The 21190-nt window shown below is 34.3% G+C and carries 17 protein-coding genes; 13 read left to right on the forward strand and 4 right to left on the reverse strand.

Annotated elements, in window-relative coordinates; translation table 11 throughout:
* Positions 1 to 3 precede the first annotated feature (3 nt).
* Positions 4 to 642, forward strand: coding sequence for a hypothetical protein (locus ACRASX_RS01275; RefSeq protein WP_432222163.1), 639 nt, complete (start codon positions 4 to 6; stop codon positions 640 to 642).
* 115 nt (positions 643 to 757) lie between these two features.
* On the opposite strand, the gene ACRASX_RS01280 is transcribed toward ACRASX_RS01275, so the two are convergent.
* Positions 758 to 1120: a hypothetical protein gene (locus tag ACRASX_RS01280; protein WP_432222164.1), complete on the reverse strand. Its 363-nt coding sequence runs from the start codon at positions 1118 to 1120 to the stop codon at positions 758 to 760.
* Between the two features lie 151 nt (positions 1121 to 1271).
* Between ACRASX_RS01280 and ACRASX_RS01285 the strand changes: the two genes are divergently transcribed.
* Both ACRASX_RS01285 and ACRASX_RS01290 read left to right on the forward strand, forming a co-directional pair.
* Complete coding sequence (locus ACRASX_RS01285) at positions 1272 to 3134, forward strand: ABC-F family ATP-binding cassette domain-containing protein (RefSeq protein WP_432222165.1); 1863 nt, start codon at positions 1272 to 1274, stop codon at positions 3132 to 3134.
* 290 nt (positions 3135 to 3424) lie between these two features.
* A complete protein-coding gene (locus tag ACRASX_RS01290) occupies positions 3425 to 4954 on the forward strand; it encodes a carboxypeptidase-like regulatory domain-containing protein (RefSeq protein ID WP_432222166.1) in 1530 nt (509 codons plus the stop codon).
* 126 nt (positions 4955 to 5080) lie between these two features.
* On the opposite strand, the gene ACRASX_RS01295 is transcribed toward ACRASX_RS01290, so the two are convergent.
* Entirely contained in the window at positions 5081 to 6634 is a 1554-nt protein-coding gene (locus ACRASX_RS01295) for an SDR family NAD(P)-dependent oxidoreductase (RefSeq protein ID WP_432222167.1), read from the reverse strand.
* Between the two features lie 216 nt (positions 6635 to 6850).
* Here ACRASX_RS01295 and ACRASX_RS01300 point away from each other — a divergent pair, with 216 nt between their 5' ends.
* Positions 6851 to 7630, forward strand: a complete 780-nt coding sequence (locus ACRASX_RS01300) for an O-methyltransferase (RefSeq protein ID WP_432222168.1) — start codon at positions 6851 to 6853, stop codon at positions 7628 to 7630.
* Between the two features lie 60 nt (positions 7631 to 7690).
* On the opposite strand, the gene ACRASX_RS01305 is transcribed toward ACRASX_RS01300, so the two are convergent.
* A complete protein-coding gene (locus ACRASX_RS01305) occupies positions 7691 to 8344 on the reverse strand; it encodes a hypothetical protein (RefSeq protein WP_066310092.1) in 654 nt (217 codons plus the stop codon).
* A 345-nt stretch (positions 8345 to 8689) separates the two neighbouring features.
* On the opposite strand from ACRASX_RS01305, the gene ACRASX_RS01310 reads away from it, so the two are divergent.
* From ACRASX_RS01310 to ACRASX_RS01330, 5 genes are all read left to right on the forward strand, one after another.
* Complete coding sequence (locus tag ACRASX_RS01310; RefSeq protein WP_066310094.1) at positions 8690 to 9379, forward strand: ABC transporter ATP-binding protein; 690 nt, start codon at positions 8690 to 8692, stop codon at positions 9377 to 9379.
* Between the two features lie 43 nt (positions 9380 to 9422).
* Positions 9423 to 9992 (forward strand): cob(I)yrinic acid a,c-diamide adenosyltransferase, encoded by a 570-nt coding sequence (locus ACRASX_RS01315; protein ID WP_066310096.1) that lies wholly within the window; start codon positions 9423 to 9425, stop codon positions 9990 to 9992.
* A gap of 181 nt (positions 9993 to 10173) precedes the next feature.
* Positions 10174 to 10395, forward strand: coding sequence for a DUF2795 domain-containing protein (locus tag ACRASX_RS01320; protein WP_007138072.1), 222 nt, complete (start codon positions 10174 to 10176; stop codon positions 10393 to 10395).
* A 79-nt stretch (positions 10396 to 10474) separates the two neighbouring features.
* Complete coding sequence (gene secA, locus ACRASX_RS01325) at positions 10475 to 13816, forward strand: preprotein translocase subunit SecA (RefSeq protein WP_432222169.1); 3342 nt, start codon at positions 10475 to 10477, stop codon at positions 13814 to 13816.
* Positions 13817 to 14004: 188 nt separating this feature from the next.
* Positions 14005 to 14997, forward strand: coding sequence for a phosphotransferase enzyme family protein (locus ACRASX_RS01330; RefSeq protein ID WP_432222170.1), 993 nt, complete (start codon positions 14005 to 14007; stop codon positions 14995 to 14997).
* A gap of 232 nt (positions 14998 to 15229) precedes the next feature.
* Here ACRASX_RS01330 and ACRASX_RS01335 read toward each other — a convergent pair whose 3' ends face one another.
* Positions 15230 to 15892, reverse strand: coding sequence for a TrmH family RNA methyltransferase (locus tag ACRASX_RS01335; RefSeq protein ID WP_432222171.1), 663 nt, complete (start codon positions 15890 to 15892; stop codon positions 15230 to 15232).
* A 107-nt stretch (positions 15893 to 15999) separates the two neighbouring features.
* On the opposite strand from ACRASX_RS01335, the gene ACRASX_RS01340 reads away from it, so the two are divergent.
* From ACRASX_RS01340 to ACRASX_RS01355, 4 genes are all read left to right on the forward strand, one after another.
* Positions 16000 to 16692, forward strand: coding sequence for an SIR2 family NAD-dependent protein deacylase (locus ACRASX_RS01340; protein ID WP_066310111.1), 693 nt, complete (start codon positions 16000 to 16002; stop codon positions 16690 to 16692).
* Positions 16693 to 16982: 290 nt separating this feature from the next.
* Positions 16983 to 17378 (forward strand): sterol desaturase family protein, encoded by a 396-nt coding sequence (locus ACRASX_RS01345; RefSeq protein ID WP_255357093.1) that lies wholly within the window; start codon positions 16983 to 16985, stop codon positions 17376 to 17378.
* 90 nt (positions 17379 to 17468) lie between these two features.
* Positions 17469 to 18815: an adenylosuccinate lyase gene (gene purB / locus ACRASX_RS01350; RefSeq protein WP_066310116.1), complete on the forward strand. Its 1347-nt coding sequence runs from the start codon at positions 17469 to 17471 to the stop codon at positions 18813 to 18815.
* Positions 18816 to 18891: 76 nt separating this feature from the next.
* On the forward strand, positions 18892 to 21129 hold the full coding sequence (locus ACRASX_RS01355) for a cation:proton antiporter (RefSeq protein WP_066310118.1): 2238 nt from the start codon (positions 18892 to 18894) through the stop codon (positions 21127 to 21129).
* Positions 21130 to 21190: the final 61 nt, after the last annotated feature.

Here is a 21190-nt window from a genome sequence, read left to right on the forward strand (position 1 = left end):
AATGTGACTAACCAAGATTGGGAAGCAGTTTCGCAAGATGATACCTATTTATATGTTGGTGATTTCGGGAATAACAGTAGCGGAACTAGAAACAACTTGCAAATTTTAAAGATTGAAAAAAGTAGTTTTTATACTGATCCAAAAATAGCGGTGATCAAATTTTCGTATGAAAATCAAAAAGACTTTACAGCTCAAAGAAACAATTTTACCAATTTTGATTGTGAAGCATTTATAGTCAAAGACGATTCTATTTATTTATTTACCAAGCAATGGAAAAATCAACGAGCAACTATTTATGTTTTGCCTAATTCAGCTGGATATCACATTGCAAAAATTAAAGCTACTCTAAACGTTAAAGGATTAATTACGGGAGCCAGTTTAACTCCAAATCATAATAGAATTGTGCTGTGTGGTTATACGAAGCAAGGAAAACCTTTTTTATACGTTTTATCAGATTACAACATCAATGATCTTGATAAAGCTACAAAGCAGCGAATTAAGTTGAAAATTCCTTTTCATCAAATCGAAGGAATTGCTACTTTCGATGGTTTACATTTTTATATAACCAACGAAAATCTGGTTAGAAAACCAATTATCAATGTGCCGCAAAAACTGCATAAAGTTGATTTGAGCAACTTATAAAAACTAAAGTTAGCAGCCTTTTTTTTAATGAATCAAAAAATAAAAGAACAGCTTTCAAGCAAAGAAATCAATGATTGAAATTTCAATTTTGAAGAGGGTGATTTGCCCAAATTATCTATATATCTTTTCGAAGTTGCGAACCTAACGCAACATATTTCCAAAATACAGCAGTGTCTGTTGGGAACTGAAAACTTATTAATTCTACCGGAACTTCAGATTGATTTAAGAGCGCGCAAAAATAATCTACGACATCAATTGCACGAAAATTTGTTCGAAACTCTGCACGAATATCCGAATTAGATGCAAAACAAACATTTCCCATCACTTTCTCTGCAACAAACGTCAGTTTTAAATTTTTCTCGAAAGCTGCAATTAATCCGGTGTCTAGATACAACAAACGTACTAGTTCATAGGTTTTTAGCCCATTTTTTTCAAAATATGATCTAGTAACAATATCGAAAAAATCTTGAATAGCCATTTTATTGCATTTATATCAAAGATAAGTAAAAGGATATTTTTTTAAGTCCGTTGGTAAACTATCTTTGCAGCGTTTTAATTCTAGAAGTATCACTTTTATAATTACAACTTTTATAATTTACAAATACGCCATTGGCGTCATATTAGATCACATGAATTACCTTTCAGTAGAAAACATATCGAAATCATTTGGCGAACGCACCTTGTTTGACAACATCTCTTTTGGAATTAACAAGGATCAAAAAATTGCCTTTATTGCCAAAAATGGTTCTGGAAAAACCACCATTATGAATATTATTAATGGTTTTGACGAACCCGATACTGGGCAAGTGGTTTTGCGTAAAAGTATTCGAATGGCATTTTTGTCGCAAGACAACAAATTACAAGAAGAATTAACCATTGAAGAGAGTATTTTTGCCTCAGATAATGAGACATTAAAAGTGATTCAAGCGTATGAAAAAGCACTAGAAAATCCAGACGACGCAGATGCTTATCAAAAAGCTTTTGACGGAATGGACCAACACAATGCTTGGGATTTTGAGACGCAGTACAAGCAGATTTTGTTTAAATTAAAATTGGAAGATTTTAAACTAAAAGTAAAAAATCTTTCGGGTGGGCAAAAAAAGCGACTTTCGCTGGCAATTATCTTGATCAACCGTCCTGATTTATTGATTTTGGATGAGCCAACCAACCACTTGGATTTAGAAATGATCGAATGGTTAGAGAGTTACTTTTCTAAAGAAAATATTACGTTGTTCATGGTTACGCACGACCGTTTCTTCTTGGAGCGTGTGTGTAATGAAATCATCGAATTGGACAATGGTAAAATATACCAATACAAAGGGAACTACTCTTATTATTTAGAGAAAAAAGAGGAGCGAATTGCGTCTGAAAACGCAAGTGTGGACAAAGCGCAAAACTTATTCGTTAAAGAATTAGAATGGATGCGCCGTCAGCCAAAAGCGAGAACAACCAAGTCTAAATCGCGTCAAGATGACTTTTACGATATCAAAGAAAAAGCACAAAGCCGCCGTCGCGAAAATAAAGTTGAACTAGAAATTAATATGGAGCGCATGGGAAGCAAGATTATCGAGCTTCACAAGGTTTCTAAAAAATTCAAGGATTTAACTATTTTAGATAACTTTAGTTTTGATTTTCAACGCGGAGAACGCATCGGAATTATCGGTAAAAATGGGACTGGAAAATCAACTTTCTTGAACTTGTTGACTGGAACTATTCCATTAGACGCAGGTAAAGTTGTGGTTGGTGAAACCATCAAAATTGGTTATTATACACAAAGCGGAATCAATCCTAAACCAGGACAACGCGTTATTGATATTATTAAAGAATACGGAGAATTTATTCCGCTGTCTAAAGGACGCATCATTTCAGCTTCGCAATTGTTAGAGCGTTTCCTTTTTGATGCTAAAAAACAATATGATTTTGTCGAAAAATTAAGTGGTGGCGAGCTGAAGCGTCTGTACTTGTGTACGGTTTTGATTCAGAATCCAAACTTCTTGATTCTAGATGAGCCAACAAACGATTTGGATATTGTAACGCTAAATGTGTTGGAAAGTTTTTTATTGGACTATCCAGGCTGTTTGCTTGTGGTATCTCACGACCGTTACTTTATGGATAAAATTGTAGACAACTTATTTGTTTTTAGAGGACAAGGAATCATCGAAAATTTCCCAGGTAACTATTCTGATTTCAGAGCTTACGAAGACAGTGCAGATGTGGCGCAGAAAGAAGAAAACAAAGCGGATAAAAAAGATTGGAAGCAAAATAACCCAACTGGGAATTTAACTTTTAACGAGCAAAAAGAGTTTCAAAAAACAGAAAGAGAAATAAAAGATTTAGAAGCGCAAAAAGAGACTATCGAACAATTATTTTCTGAAGGAAAAGTAGCCGATGACGCTATTGAGAAAAAAGGAAATGAGCTGCAGAATATCATCAATAAAATAGAAAAAAAGGAAGAACGTTGGTTTGAACTTTCTGCCAAAATGGAAGGCTAAAATTTTTAGTTCGTTTCATTCCTTTTAATGATCTAGTTATATTATTTTTCAATTAGCAACCCAAATAATTTTAGTGTGCGAACTAAAATTATTTGGGTTGCTTTTTTATATAAATTTAATTTTGAGTAGTAAGAAAAATGTTAATAAATTGTTACACGCCTTCTTACTTTAATCGAATACCTTCTATATTTGAAAACTCAAATAGAGAGCTTTACTCTTATATTCAAATAAATAAGGCTCAATTTGATATATCATCAATCAGTAATAATCTATTAATATTTCTGCTAAAAATGCAAAAAACAATCATTACTTTATTTGTGCTGCTTTCGATACACCAAACAGGAATAGCCCAAAACATTAGGGGAAAAATCATAGACGCTGAGACGCACGAAAGTATTCCGTATGCAAACATTAAAGTAAATGACGCAGAAAATCTAGTTTCTAATTCCGAAGGCTTTTTCTCACTCTCAGAAAGCAACAGCGCAGACGAAACAGCACTTACTATTTCTTATATCGGTTATGCTAATCAGCAAATCACTGTTGGTACGTTAAAAAAATTAGATTTTGTGATTTCAATTGCTCCCGTGATTTTTGAACTTAGCGATGTCAATGTTTCTAACGAAAAACCCAATCCTTATGAGATCATGGCCAATGTTAAAGCAAACTTAGCTAGCAATTATAAAAGTGATGGCGCACCTTCTAAAGACCTATTGTTTTACAGACGAGCAGACTATTTTAAACCGAAAGTTATTGATGTAGAAATAGAGAAATCAACTGGATTTACAAAACAAGCACTTAAAAAGGTAAATAGCGATCTTAAAACTTTTTCTAATGACTTAGTTGCAAACCCGCCAAAAGAGTTCACTGATATTCTTTCTAATTATTACACCACAAATGTAAAAAAGGATGATAAAAGTGCATTTGTAGCAAAACTGGAGGTGTTAAAAGCTACGAAGTTAAAAAATGAAGGCAGCGCAGCTTCATCTGATGAATTAGAAAAAAAAGCGATGAACCTAATTTTACAACACCTAGATTCTACTAAATACTATCGTTTTAAAAGCGGACTTTTTGGCTCTCGCGACTCAATATCGCTGCGAAAAGATTTTAATAGAAAGAAAGAACAAGAGAAATCAAAAGAAACAATCAGCCAACTTACAACTACTAAAAGAAATATAACCTCATTTCTTTCTAAAAATAATTTTTCAACAAGCAAGAAATTTAATTTCATTACGAATCCAGAGCTTTACAGTTACAATTATGAAGAAACCACTTATTTTGCTGAAAATGAATTTGCCTATGTGCTAACGTTCAAACCCAAGCGCAGTAAAGCGAAATATTCAGGAAAATTATATATTTCTGAAAACGATTATGCCGTATTAAGAGTAGATTATACGTTAGAAGAGGGCGAAAAATTGAATAGTTTTAACATGAAATTACTTTTGGGAGTTAAAGCGGCTGCAAACCTTAGTAAAGGAACACTTAGATACCAAAAAAAAGCAGATGATAGTGGCTACTATTTGCAATATGCCACTGTAGAAAGTGGACAATATTTCTACTTAAATCGACCTGTAAAATTTATCGAATTAACCAGTGCTGCAAAAGACGTGCTCTCACTTGATCTTAAAGTAGAAGGAAATGCGAGTTCCCGAACTGAATTTTTAAACATCTCTCGATCAAATATAACAGCCACATCAATTGAAAAAATTAAGGAATCTGACTTTAAGTTTATAAACATCAAATCGTACGATTCTAAAATCTGGAAAGAGTTTAATGCTTTAGAACCCCAGGAAGAAATGAAGCGCTTTAAAGCGAGTCATTAAAAAACTCGTCAACTTCATCAACATCTTACTTTTATTTCTTTATCAGTCAAACAAAACAGCTTAAAACTAAAAAAACCACAACAAAATTTAATTCTGTTGTGGTTTTGTTTTATAAATTAGAAGGTTCTACCAAGGAATGGGGTTGTAATCTTTCAAGAATTTGCCACACCAATGTTTTCCCGTATTAATTCCGTCAAATAGCGGATCCATTACTCGGGCTGCCCCATCCACAATATCTAATGGTGGTTGAAAGTCTTCCTCTTCTTGTTTCTTTTTGGCTAATTCTGCTGGATCTTCGTCGGTTACCCAACCGGTATCTACGGCGTTCATAAAAATTCCAGATTTTGCCAATTCTCCTGCCGCAGTATGCGTAAGCATATTCAAAGCTGCTTTAGCCATATTGGTATGCGGATGGCGCGCTTCTTTAAAGAAACGGTGAAACTTACCTTCCATTGCCGAAACATTGATGATGTGTTTTTGTCCCGTATTGTCTTTTTTCATAACTTCAGAAAGGCGGTTGCACAACACAAAAGGAGCTACTGAGTTTACCAATTGTACCTCGATCATTTCGGTGGTTTCTATCTGACCTAATTTCAAGCGCCAACTGTTCGTTTTTCTTAAATCGACTTGCTGCAAATCGGCATCTAATTCTCCTTCCGGAAAAACTTCGTTGGCCACCAAAGCATTGTCAAACGAATACGGAATCTGAGATAATTTGGCCGAAGCGCGCAAACCTATTCCCGGTTCGGGTCCGTGCCAAGTTACGGGCATATTTTGATTGGAAGAAGCTCCTAAAGTCAATATTTTCAATTCATCCAAGCAGTCAGTGTGATCCAACAATAATTCTTGTGCTTGCTTGGGTAAAGACGAGATTGAACGCTCCTCATTTTCCATTAAATGGGCATAAAATCCAGAAGGACGTCGGACCGTTTGGGCGGCATTATTGATCAGTATATCCAATCGATCGTATTTTTGCTCAATAAAATTACAGAAGATTTCCACACTTGGAATGTGCCTTAAATCCAATCCATGAATTTTTAATCGTTCGCCCCAATCCAGGAAATCGGCTTCCTTAGAAAATCGTAAAGCCGAATCTACCGGAAAACGAGTGGTAGCAATAACAGTCGCTCCACCTCGCAAAAGCATTAATGTAATATGATATCCAATTTTTAAACGAGAACCGGTAATCACGGCAATTTGACCTTTTACATCGGCAGTCTGAAAACGTTTGGCATAATTAAAATCACCACAATCGGTACACATAGTGTCGTAAAAGTGATGCATTTTAGTAAATGGTGTTTTACAAACGTAACAATTTCTAGGAGTTTCGAGTTCTAGTTGTTCTTTACTGTTCAGCTCGGTATAAGCCAATAGTTTTTGTGCTACAAACACACTGGCTTCACGCGCATATCGAATTCCAGTTTCCTTACGGGCGGTTTTATCTTGCTTTTCCTTTTTTCTTTTAGCAACTAACTTTCCGTCCTTTTTTCTTCGAGAAAGTTCATCTCGATCGGGTCTAGAAAAAAGTCCAGCTGCTTTAATTAACGCAGTTCTTTGCTCTTTTTCAATATCAAATATTTGGTCGGTATCGGCGTTTAACTGTGCCAAAATAGCGATACATCTCTCAATTTCATCTGAAGTTATGGCAATTGTAGTTGCACTTTCATCTTTCGTTATCATATAAAGCGGAGTTATTCGTGGTGTAAATTCCAAGGCCGCAAATATAGTTTTTTAAAAGTTTGGAGGCGATTGCTTTTTTTGTATCGATTACAAAAAATACTTTGCACCAGTCCATCAATAAATTAACGCTCGCAAAGTTTTCTTTTTTTGGTTAAAATAAATAAAACTGTGACTATCTTCGCGTTTTCTTTGTGAAACGCTGTGCAATAAATCTCTATGTTATTTCAAATAAAATCGTATCTAAAATTCCTGTGGAAGTCCGAAAACGAACATGGAGTTCACTCGCCCTTTGTTTTTTTATTATTAACGAAATGTTGGTATGATAAAAAGAACAAGGCGGAATATACGGTTTTAAATGAGTATCGAAAAACACTTCTACGTAATACAAACACTATTGAAGTAAGTGATTTTGGTGCTGGTTCTAAAATTTTTAAAAGTAATATCCGTAAAGTTTCGGCTATTGCAGCAACTGCAGGAATTTCTCAAAAAAGAGCCGAATTACTATTTCGAGTCGTTCAGTATTACCAACCAAAAACTATTTTAGAAATTGGAACTTCTTTAGGATTGGCCACTTCTGCGATGGCACTGGCAAATCCGAAGGCAAAAATTACCACTTTAGAAGGGTGTGCAAATACAATGAGTGAATGTGAATTACTGTTGCAGAAATTCGATTTTAAAAATGTCAATTGCATTACTGCCGAATTTGAATCTTACTTTAGTTCTTTAGATTTTCAACTTTTAACTTTCGACTTTATTTATTTCGATGGCAATCATTCTAAAAAAGCAACGTTACGTTATTTTCACCATTTGCTTTCTACCATAAGAAACGATACAGTTTGGATTTTTGATGATATTCATTGGTCTTCAGAAATGGAAGAGGCCTGGGAAGTAATCAAACAACATCCCAAAGTTCGCGTTACTATAGATTCGTTTCAATGGGGATTTGTATTTTTTAGAAAAGAGCAAGTCAAACAACATTTTATTCTTAGAACATAAAAAAAGGCAGCCATAAATGACTGCCTTTTTTCTTTATAAATCTAACCTAAACTTTAAAGCTTATTTTTTAGCTTCAGCATTTTCATCTGATTTTGCTGTAGTTCTGTTGATTGTATACATTGGAGCAAATTTAACTTTTAAACCTGCAATTTTACGATTGTCTTCTGAAGAAAGTCCTTCTTTTTCAACTGTATTTTTACGGTTATCCAATGCTTCATACATTAATTTAATTTCATCCCAATCTTCACGAGAATAATTATCTTTATTGTTCTCTACTGTATGAACAAAATTTTGATACACTTCGTGAATGTTTTTTGCATTTACCCAAGCAAAACTCATGTCATCACCTACATTTCCAGCACCAAATAAGTTATCACGCATTACTTGCTTTTTAGTCACTACAGGAGCTGTTGGTGTCAAGTTAGCTTTAAAAGTATCGTACTTAGCTTTAGCTTCGTTTACACGCTCTTCTGCTTTTGTTTTGTCTTTTAAATCTGCCAAAGCTAATTCTGCTTCGCTAACACGCATGTCGTATTGTGATTCTACTGTTTCCCAGTTTGCTTTAACATCTTCCTCAGCTACATTTTTTACTGAGTCAACATAACTCACGTAACGATCTACTTTTTTCTCCGCTTGAGTTTCTTTTTCATCTTTACAAGATGTAAATGCCAAACCTATAAATGCGATTCCTACTAATAATTTTGCGTTTTTCATAATTTTAATTTTTGATTATTGTTTAGCAAATATACACAATATTTTAAATAAAAATATATAATTATCAGTTTTTTACAAATTTTAAGAAATTAAATTCAATTATTTTTATAAAAAATGATAATTATATAAACGGATTAAAAAATTATGTAAGAGAAGTTTCAGGCATTTTACATTCCACGAAAAAAACCAAACTTGTAGTCCAGTTTTTACAAATAAAATTCCAGTTGATTTATACCTTATATATAGGTACTGTAACAAAAAAGTAAAAATGACAACCAATGCTTGTAACAAAAATCATTTTTGTACTTTTAAAAATTGAATCAATAACTCATTTTGAGAAACAATATGGCAAATCCGCTAATCAATATTACCAATATTAAAAGAGATTTCGTACTTGGTAATGAAATCGTATACGTACTAAAAGGCATCGATTTACAAATTAATAAAGGAGAATACGTCGCATTGATGGGACCTTCGGGTTCAGGAAAATCAACCTTAATGAATTTGCTCGGTTGTTTGGATACGCCTACTTCAGGAAATTACATCTTAAATGGTAAAGACGTTAGTCAAATGAAAGACGATGAGTTGGCAGGTATTCGAAATAAAGAAATTGGTTTCGTATTTCAAACATTTAATCTATTGCCAAGAACTACTGCATTGGACAACGTTGCATTACCCATGATTTATGCAGGATATTCAAAATCGGAACGCGTGGCAAGAGCTACCGAAGTTTTACAACAAGTAAGTCTTGGCGACCGGATGGATCACCAACCCAACCAACTTTCTGGAGGACAACGCCAACGTGTTGCTATTGCTAGAGCTTTGGTCAATAAACCATCTATTATTCTTGCAGATGAGCCAACAGGAAATCTAGACAGTAAAACATCTCTAGAAATCATGGCCCTTTTTGATGAAATACATGCTCAAGGAAATACTGTAATTCTAGTTACACACGAAGAAGAAATTGCCGAATACGCTCATAGAATTATTCGATTAAGAGATGGACTTATCGAAAGCGATAATTTAAATAGGTAAATAGTATACAGTAATTAAATTTTCCGTTACAAATTTTAAACAAATGAAAGTATATACAAAAACAGGAGACAAAGGAACCACATCTCTTTTTGGTGGAGATCGCGTTCCTAAAGATCACATAAGAATTGAAAGTTACGGAACGGTAGACGAATTAAATTCGCATATCGGACTCATTCGCGATCAAGAAATGAGTGCCCACTATAAATCTGTGTTGATTGAAATTCAAGATCGCCTTTTTACAGTTGGTGCTATCTTAGCTACTCCAGCAGAAAAAGAAGTACTGAAAAATGGCGAATTACGCTTAAAAAAATTAGGTATAATTCCAACTGATATTGAATTCCTCGAAAAAGAAATCGATTCTATGGATGAATCTTTGCCTCAAATGACACACTTTGTATTACCAGGAGGCCATCCAACTGTGTCATATTGTCACATTGCACGTTGTGTATGTCGCAGAGCAGAACGCTTGGCTGTACATTTAAGTCACAATGAAGTTGTTCCTGAAATCGCAATTCAGTACTTAAACCGACTTTCTGACTACCTTTTTGTGTTGGCACGGAAGTTGACTTTAGACCTCAAAGCTGACGAAGTACAGTGGATTCCAAGAAAGTAATCTTTCTTAAAATTCGTTAAAAAAATAACAAAATATTAAAAGTTTTTGAGAAGAACTTCGGTAAATTCGGCATTTGAAAATTAAAAAATAACACGTTCTTAAATTTTTATAAAAATAAATCGTTTTTTACTTGTATTTTTCGGTAAAAAAATTATTTTTGCACAAACTAAATCGACTAAACATGTATTGGACATTAGAATTAGCCTCATATTTAAGTGATGCACCGTGGCCTGCTAACAAAGATGAACTTATCGACTACGCAATTAGAGCAGGAGCTCCTTTGGAAGTAGTAGAAAACCTACAGTCGATTGAAGACGAAGGTGAGATATACGAATCAATGGAAGAAATATGGCCAGATTATCCGACTGACGAAGACTATCTTTGGAATGAGGATGAATATTAAAAAATAATCAAAGAAAAAGTCTCAACAAAGAGGCTTTTTTTTTGCATTAGTTTACAAAAATTAAAAATACCAACAAATCATGAGCTTCATAAACAGCATAATTAAAGTCTTTGTAGGTGATAAATCACAAAAAGATGTCAAAGCTTTACAACCTTATTTAACAAAAATTAAAACTTTTGAAACCAGTCTTCAAGCCCTTTCACACGATGAATTGCGCGCTCGAACGACTTTTTTTAAAGAGCAAATAAAAGAAGCTAGAGCAGATAAAGATGCTAAAATTGCTTCTCTTAAAACTGAGGTTGAAAACATAAGCGACATTGACAAACGCGAAGACATTTATGATGCGATTGATGTTTTAGAAAAAGAAGCTTACGAAATATCTGAGAAAACATTATTAGACCTTTTACCTGAAGCATTTGCAGTGGTAAAAGAAACAGCACGTCGTTTTAAAGACAATTCTCAAATTGTAGTTACAGCAACTGCTAAAGACCGCGAATTATCTGCGATCAAACCGTACATTACAATTGAAGGTGAGCAATCATTTTGGTCAAATACATGGAATGCGGCTGGAAAGCAAATAACTTGGGACATGATTCACTACGACGTTCAGTTAATTGGTGGAATGGTGTTACACGAAGGTAAAGTTGCAGAGATGCAAACGGGTGAAGGTAAAACCTTGGTAGCAACACTACCTTTATATTTAAACGCATTGACAGGAAACGGAGTGCATTTGGTAACCGTGAATGATTACTTGGCCAAACGTGACAGTACTTGGAAAGCACCTTTATTTGAGTTTCATGGTATGACTGTCGATTGTATTGACAACCACCAACCAAGTACAGAAGCTAGAAAAAAAGCGTACGACTCTGATATTACTTACGGAACAAACAATGAGTTTGGTTTTGACTACTTGAGAGATAATATGGCCCATTCGCCAAGTGATCTTGTGCAAAGAAAACACAATTATGCTATTGTCGATGAGGTCGATTCGGTTTTAATTGATGATGCAAGAACGCCACTTATTATTTCTGGACCAGTTCCTCAAGGAGATCGTCATGAATTTAACGAATTAAAACCAAATATTGAAAAATTAGTTGGTTTACAACGTCAATTGGCAACTGGCTTTTTAACGGAAGCGAAACGCTTAATCAAAGAAGGAAACACTAAAGAAGGTGGTCTCTATTTATTAAGAGCTTACAGAAGCTTACCAAAGAATAAAGCTTTAATTAAGTTTTTAAGTGAAGACGGCATCAAGCATTTGCTTCAAAAAACCGAAAACGAATACATGAAAGACAACAATCGTGAAATGCCAAAAGCAGATGAACCATTGTATTTTGTGATTGAAGAAAAAAATAATCAAGTTGAATTAACAGATAACGGAATATCTTTCCTTTCTGGAGATACAGATTCTAATTTCTTTGTACTTCCAGATATCGGAACTGAAATCGCCGCTATTGAAAGACAAAAATTAGATAAAGATGCGGAAGCGGAAGCGAAAGAACGCTTATTTCAAGATTTTGGAATAAAAAGTGAGCGCATACATACATTGACACAACTTTTAAAAGCATACGCTTTATTCGAAAAAGATGTAGAATATGTGATCATGGACAATAAAATTATGATTGTCGATGAGCAAACAGGTCGTATCATGGATGGTCGTCGTTATTCTGACGGTTTACACCAGGCGATCGAGGCGAAGGAAAATGTAAAAATTGAAGCAGCTACGCAAACATTTGCTACAGTAACGTTACAAAACTACTTTAGAATGTACAATAAACTAGGTGGAATGACAGGTACTGCTGTTACTGAAGCTGGTGAGTTGTGGCAAATTTATAAATTGGACGTTGTTGAAATTCCAACGAATCGTCCGATGGCAAGACACGATAAAGAAGATTTTATATATAAAACGACTCGTGAAAAATTTAACGCGGTAATTGAAGACGTAAGTGAATTATCAAAAGCTGGAAGACCCGTATTAATTGGTACCACTTCGGTAGAAATCTCTGAATTATTAAGCCGTATGCTTAAAATGAGAGGTGTGACACACAACGTCTTGAATGCAAAAATGCACAAGCAAGAAGCACAAATTGTTGAAGAAGCAGGAAAACCAGGAGTAGTTACTATTGCAACCAATATGGCTGGTCGTGGTACCGATATTAAATTATCTGCCGAAGTAAAAGCGTCAGGTGGTTTAGCAATTGTGGGTACAGAACGTCACGATTCGCGTCGTGTAGACAGACAGTTGCGTGGTCGTGCTGGTCGTCAAGGAGATCCAGGAAGCTCACAGTTTTATGTTTCTCTTGAAGACAATTTAATGCGTTTATTTGGTTCAGAAAGAGTAGCCAAAGTAATGGATAAAATGGGATTAGAAGAAGGTGAAGTGATTCAGCATTCTATGATGACCAAATCTATTGAACGTGCTCAGAAAAAAGTAGAAGAAAATAACTTTGGAGTTCGTAAACGTTTGTTAGAATATGATGATGTGATGAATGCACAACGTGAAGTAGTATACAAACGTCGTCGTCACGCTTTATTCGGAGAACGTTTAAAACTGGATATTGCTAATATGTTGTATGATACTTGCGAATTAATTGTGAGTGAAAATAAAATGACGAACGATTTCAAAAATTTTGAATTCGAATTGATTCGTTACTTCTCTATTACTTCTCCAATTTCAGAAGCTGATTTCGTAAAAGGAACAGATCTTGAAATTACAGGAAAAATATACAAAGCAACTTTAGCATATTATACTGAAAAAACAGAACGCAGCGCAAGAGAGGCATTCCCAATAATCAGTAACGTATTTGAAGAACCAAACAACCGTTTTGAGCGTATTGTAGTTCCGTTTACAGATGGAATTAAAACGCTGAACGTTGTTACTGACTTAAAAAAAGCATACGATTCTCAAGGAACGCAGCTAATTTCTGATTTTGAGAAAAACATTACGCTCTCTATTGTTGATGAAGCTTGGAAAAAGCACTTACGTAAAATGGACGAATTGAAACAATCAGTTCAATTGGCAGTTCACGAACAAAAAGATCCATTACTAATTTACAAATTAGAAGCATTTAACTTGTTTAGAGCAATGTTAGACAACGTGAATAAAGATGTTATTTCATTTTTATTTAAGGGAGATTTGCCCGCTCAAAACGTTCCTGAAATTCAAGAAGCAGTTGAGCGTCGTCAACCAGAAAATTACCAAACAAGTAAAGACGAAATCGTAAACAGCGAAAGCGCCAACCGTGAAGCTGGACAAACGCAAGAGCGTCAAATTACAGAAACAATTGTAAGAGATATGCCAAAAATCAATCGCAATGACACTGTTACCGTTCAAAACGTAGCAAATGGTCAAATCGAAACGATGAAATTTAAAAAAGCAGAAACTTTAATCGCTTCTGGCACGTGGGTTTTAGTAAAATAAGTCACGAATACTTATAAAGTAGTAGGCCTCAATTTCAAATGAAATTGAGGCCTTTTTTTATCTAAATTTCATTAGTAAAATTGAATTTAAAATATAATACTGCACTAAATTTTGCATAAATATATTTTAAAATATGTTTAATTGAATCGATAATTAGTAGTTAGCAGATAGCTAAAAAAAAAAAGTAAATGACAACACAATTTCCTGTAATAAACTCAACACTTTCAGCAAATAAACTTGGCGAATTTGTTCAGCGAAAATATAAATTAAGCAAAAATACTCAATGTACACTTTTCAGAACAGGAATGAACCACATTTATATGGTTACAGATGTTAATGAAAAATATGTTTTTCGTGTCTATACTTTTGATTGGAGAACAAAAATAGAAATAGGCGAAGAATTGAGATTATTAAGTCATTTAAATAAAAACAAAGCTCCAGTTTCTTTCCCAATTGCAGATAATTTTAATGAATATATTCAAGAATTAAATGCTCCTGAAGGAAAGAGATTTGGTGTATTATTTTCTTTTGCCGATGGAGCAAAATCAGCAAAATTTACAGCAGAAACAAGCTTTTTTATTGGGCAAGCCTTAGCAAAAGTTCACAAATCGACAGAAAACTTCACTTTAAACAGAATAACATACGACAATAATGTTTTGCTTATACATTCTTTAAAACAAACACGTAAATTCTTTAAAGAAGAAACTGACGAGATAAAATTTTTAGAAAGAACCGCTAAATTTCTTCAAAATGAATTTAACAATGTAAAAAATGAACAAATAAGATTTGGAGCCGTTCATCTCGACATCTGGTTTGATAATATGCATTTTAATCATGAAAATAAAGTTACGCTTTTTGATTTTGATTTCTGTGGCAATGGATGGTTATGTCTAGATATTTCATACTTTTTATTTCAGTTATTCACTACAAATCCGAATGAGAATGATTACGTACTAAAAGCAGAAAATTTTCTAAAAGGATATGAAAATATAACTGAAATTAGTAAAGAAGAAAAACGTATTTTGCCGTTTGTTTGCCTATCAATTATGCTATATTATATAAGTATTCAATGTGACAGGTATGAAAATTGGACAAACATTTTTTTAAATGAAGACCATTTAAAAAGATTTGTAGGTAATCTAAAACGATGGATTATTCATAATAAAATCGAAATTGATTAATAAAAAAAAATGGCCATTTGCTAACATACTTTTGAGGCTATTGCGGAATTTAGTGGAATTCGTCTTTTTAAATTCTACTTTCGATTAGCCGAAAACACTAGTCTTCGAAGTCCGCAACATCAACAAGGTCTAAAACTTTAAATAATAGCAGCATAACGCTAAATTTCACTTTTCAAATCCTCTTTTATTTCCAAACTTTAAATCGCTTAAACTATAAAATTCATCTCCCATTCTAAAGAGAATTTTCTTCAAAATACCGAGCCTCAATTCGTTTGATATCTTTAATCGAACTTTTTGCCCAAACCATTCTTTTTTCTAAAATTTCTTCTTCCGTCAACTGCCAATGGACATCCGAGCGTCGTAATCTGTTGGTTAAATCCTGTAGAATAATCGCGGCCGAAACAGAGATATTTAAACTTTCTGTAAAACCAACCATCGGAATTTTTAGAAACCCATCTGCCTGCTTTAAAACATCTTCGGATAATCCATCTCTTTCGGTTCCAAAAAACAGAGCACTTGGTTTTGAAATGTCAAAATTTTCTAACAAGCAATCATTTTCATGTGGAGTCGTGGCAATGATTTGATAGCCCTGGCTTTTTAAGGACTCAATGCAATTAGAAACCGTATTGTATTGATGAATATCTACCCACTTTTGGGCTCCCATAGCGATTTCTTTATCAATACTTTTTCCATACCGTTGCTCGATGACCTGTAACTCTTGTACCCCGAAAATCTCACAGCTGCGCATGACAGCACTCGTATTGTGCATTTGAAAAACGTCTTCGACAGCAACCGTAAAATGCTTCGTTCGGTTTTGTAAAACGTTTAGAAAACGCTCTTTTCTATTATCAGTTAAAATATTTTCTAAAAATTCGAGGTACTTTACATCAGTCATTATAATTCAATTTGCCACAAAAATAACAAAAAAGAAGGCTTTTCAAAGCGATTACTCTTTTCTAAATTAATTGTCTTAAATTTGAAATTCTACAATTTAAAGTACAGATGAAAAAGAAATTAGTAGTTTTAACAGGCGCAGGAATCAGTGCCGAAAGTGGAATTAAAACCTTCAGAGATAGTGATGGTTTATGGGAAGGACACGACATTATGGAAGTAGCAACTCCTGAAGGCTTTCGCAGAAATCCAGCACTAGTTTTAGACTTTTACAACAAACGAAGAGTGCAACTAAAAGAGGTTAAGCCTAATATTGGACATCAAATCTTAGCCGAACTCGAGAACGATTTTGATGTATTTATTATTACTCAAAATGTCGACGATTTGCATGAACGTGCTGGAAGTACAAAGGTTTTGCATTTGCATGGTGAATTATTAAAAGCTCGCAGCACTCAATTTGAAGACGATATTCAAGATTGGAAGCACGATCTAATTTTAGGAGATTTAGATGAAAAAGGACATCAATTGAGACCTCATATTGTTTGGTTTGGAGAAGCTGTCCCAGCACTAGAAGCCGCCATAGAAATTACAGAAAGTGCCGATTATTTTGCCGTAATCGGAACTTCTCTGCAGGTTTATCCAGCAGCAGGATTGATTTCTTACACAACCTCAAAAACGCCTATATTTTACATTGACCCAAAACCAATTTCGATTCCGAATTTAAGAAACCCTCTGCAAGTTATTCCTGAAATAGCGTCAAAAGGCGTAGGTATTTTAAGAGATAAATTATACACTAACATTTAGAAGATAAAATTTTTCAAAATTGGCTGTTTCAATTATCTCCAAATAATTTCCTCAGTTTTTTTACTTTCTTCTCATTTCAAAACTTACTTTTGATTTGTTTATCGATAGCAATCGGTAAAATCATTGAACCTAAAAATACGTTACTTCAAAAAACGACCGCAAATGGGTAATTTATACGCAAATTTGCAATACTATAATTACTATACTGGGATTTGAATTGTATCAATTGAATCTACTAAAAATAGACTATACACCTTCTCTACTTGCCGTATGCACAGATCTACTGTGCCATGGATTTTTTTATGTTTTGCTTTCATTACTTAGCGCATCGACTCAAATTGTTACAATCCATTCACAAGTTGCATCGTACGGATATCGACACCAATGTGTACCGTCTTTTTGTACTTCATCCCATCGAAACGCTGGGCTTTGAATTAATTTGGCTCTCTTTACTCATAGTAATTCGCTTAAATTATTTAAGCATTATTATCTATCTCATTTTAAACTTACTGTATGGCATGTTTGGCCACCTAAAAAAAGATCACTTTCCTACTTTTTGGTACAACAACACAATCAGAAAATGGATTTCAAGCACACAATTTCACAACAATCATCATAAAAACAAATCGCACAACTACGGTTTTTATTTCACTATTTGGGATAAAATATTTAAAACTCTGATTTAAGACATTAGGTAAGATATAATAACTCATCGGTAGCTTTCAAAAGTTTTGCCAATACCTTATATTTGTGCTTTTCGAACAAACAACATAACAATGACTACTTTAAACGAACTGAATGCTATATCTCCAATTGACGGAAGATATAGAAACAAAACGCTTTCATTAGCTCCTTTTTTTTCTGAAGAAGCTTTAATCAAATACCGTGTACTGGTTGAAATTGAATATTTCATTGCTTTATGCGAAGTACCATTGCCACAGTTAAAAGATGTAAATTCAAATGTATTTGAAAGTTTACGTGACATTTATAGAAATTTTTCTACCGAAGATGCGCTTTGGATAAAAAAAACCGAAAAAGTGACTAATCATGATGTAAAAGCGGTTGAATATTTTGTAAAAGAAGCTTTTGAAAAATTAGGTTTATCAGCACATAAAGAATTCATTCACTTCGGATTAACTTCTCAGGATATCAACAATACCGCGATTCCACTTTCTACTAAAGAAGCTTTTGAGAAAGTATACATGCCGTCGCTAATTACTTTAATTGCAAAATTGAAGGATTTAAGTGTAGAATGGAAGGACATCCCGATGTTGGCTCGTACGCACGGACAACCTGCCTCACCTACTCGCTTAGGAAAAGAAATCGCAGTTTTCGTAGAACGCTTAGAAGAGCAAATTCGATTGCTATTCAATATTCCATTTGCAGCCAAATTTGGTGGAGCAACTGGAAACTATAATGCACACCACGTGGCCTATCCACAAATTGACTGGAAAAAGTTTGGAAATAACTTTGTAGAAAATGCTTTGGGTTTACACCATTCGTTTCCAACCACACAAATTGAACATTACGATCATTTTGCTGCATTTTTTGATGCTTTAAAAAGAATCAATACTATAGTTATCGATTTAGATAGAGACATTTGGACGTATGTTTCTATGGATTATTTCAAGCAAAAAATCAAAGAAGGTGAAATTGGTTCATCGGCGATGCCACATAAAGTGAATCCAATTGACTTTGAAAATTCTGAAGGAAATTTAGGTATTGCAAATGCTATTTTTGAACATTTGGCAGCAAAATTACCCGTATCTAGACTACAGCGCGATTTGACTGACAGTACAGTTTTAAGAAATATTGGTGTTCCAATTGGGCACACAATCATTGCGTTTGAGGCTTCTTTGAAAGGTTTGAATAAATTATTATTGAACGAACCTAAGTTTGCAGAAGATTTAGAGAGAAACTGGGCAGTTGTTGCAGAAGCTATTCAGACCATATTACGTCGTGAAGCCTATCCTAATCCGTACGAAGCTTTAAAAGGATTGACGAGAACTAACGAAGCAATTACAAAAGCCTCTATGCATAGTTTTATCAACACACTTAACGTATCAGATGACATAAAAGACGAACTATTAAATATAACACCGAGCAATTATTGCGGTATTTAGTTTGATCTAAAAATATATTTCAGAAAAAAAGCTATCTTTATCGATAGCTTTTTTTGCCAAAAAAACCATTTAATCTATGATTTCTTTATTCGCTGCGGCCGAAGCCACCACACATTTAAAACCGTTAATAACTGACCTTGGGTTAATCTTAATGACCGCAGGGATTGCTGTTTTATTGTTTAAGAAAATGAAACAGCCTCTAGTTTTAGGCTATCTAATTGCTGGTTTTTTGGCGGGTAATAATTTTGACTTTTTTCCTTCTGTTTCTGATATTAAAAGTGTAGAAACTTGGGCCGAAATTGGTGTAATTATCTTATTATTTAGTCTCGGGCTCGAATTTAGTTTTAAAAAGCTCATGAAAGTTGGTGGAACTGCCTCCATTACTGCGCTGACCCAAATAATAACCATGATACTAATTGGGTATCTCGTCGGTCAATGGATGGATTGGTCGTCGATGGACAGTATCTTCTTGGGAGTTATTCTATCCATTTCTTCTACAACTATTATTTTAAAAACCTTTGATGAACTCGGTGTGAAGGCACAAAAGTTTGCAGGCATCGTAATTGGATCACTGATCGTACAAGATATTGTGGCCATTTTGCTGATGGTTTTGCTTTCAACATTGGCCGTAAGTCAGCAATTTTCGGGTAGTGAATTGTTATTTTCATTTTTAAAATTGATCTTTTTCTTGACAGCGTGGTTCGTAGGTGGAATCTTTTTTATTCCGACACTTCTTAAAAAAACGAAACATTTATTGACAGACGAGATGTTGCTGATCATCTCCTTAGCGCTTTGTTTAACGATGGTAATTTTGGCTGCAAATGTCGGTTTTTCTCCTGCACTAGGTGCTTTTATAATGGGCTCCATTATTGCTGAAACTACGCAAGCAGAACACATTGAACATTTAATAAAGCCAGTAAAGGATTTATTTGGTGCTATTTTCTTTGTTTCGGTTGGTATGTTAATTGATCCAGAGATGTTGGCTGAACATTGGCTTCCAGTACTTATTTTAACTGTAGTTACTATTTTTGGCCAATCGTTTAGTTCAACTATAGGTGCATTAATATCAGGGCAACCATTAAAACAATCCGTGCAAACGGGAATGAGTTTAGCACAAATTGGAGAATTCTCATTTATCATTGCGACTTTAGGAATGACCTTGCATGTAACGAGTTCATTTTTATATCCAATTGTGGTCGCTGTATCTGCTATTACTACTTTCACAACTCCTTTTATGATCAAGGCTGCCTTACCATTTTCTGAGTTTTTAGAACGAAAGTTGCCGCGAAAATGGCTTAAAAACATCAGTCGCTATAGCACCAACACGCAAGCCATTAAATCGGTTAGTATCTGGCAAATTGTAATTCGATCGTACCTGACTCAAATTATACTGCATACTATTATTATATTAGCAATCATATTGCTTTCTTCTAAATATCTAGTCCCTTTAGTAGCAAACATTCGCTTTGGAAATAGCATTGCAGCGATCGTTACGCTAATTGCAATTTCGCCGTTTTTATGGGCGCTATCGCTAAGACGCGTTTCTGTAAGAGAAGTAGAGACGCTGTGGAGAGAGCGCAAATACAGAGGACCAATTACAATGATGTTTTTATTTAGAATTGGACTCGGAATATTTTACATTGGTTTTTTACTTAATATTTTCTTTTCTCCATTGGTTTCTTTTGTAGCGCTCGTAATTGCAATTGCGTTTTATCAATTTTTCCCGAAGAAATTACACGAACAGTACCATAAAATTGAAAGTCACTTTTTAAGAAACTTTCACGATCGTGAGATTGCTAAAATTGACAGACGTTACGCCAATTTAACGCCTTGGGACGGACATATGACCACTTTTGGAATTGCAAAAGAATCAAACTTAGCGGGCAAAACCTTGCTAGAATTAAAAATGAGAGAACAGATGGGAGTCAATATTGCTTTCATTAAAAGAGGAGACATAACGATCAAAATTCCGAGTAAAAATGAAAGACTTTTTCCTGGTGATGAAATCTGTATCATTGGAACAGACAAACAAGTAGATGAGTTTAGAGACTATTTGAACCAGAATGAGATTGAAGTACCTGAAATAAAAGAAAAAAGTGATATTGTTTTGCGACAATTAGAACTCGATGAGCAAGAATTTGTTGGAAAAAATATTAGCCATATGCGCTCTAAAACCAATGGCTTAGTTGTTGGAATCGAACGAAATGGAAAAAGGCTTTTAAATCCAGAATCGGATGTCGTTTTAGAAAAAAATGATATTTTATGGATCGTTGGCGATAAAAAACTTATTGCACAATATACCAAGAAAGTATAAGTCAAGAGAGACAAAAAAATGTCTCAACTTTCCTCGCTGCCTATTTAAAATAAAATAGTTG

This window comes from Flavobacterium sp. TMP13 (assembly GCF_050847115.1).
Classification (GTDB): Bacteria; Bacteroidota; Bacteroidia; order Flavobacteriales; family Flavobacteriaceae; genus Flavobacterium.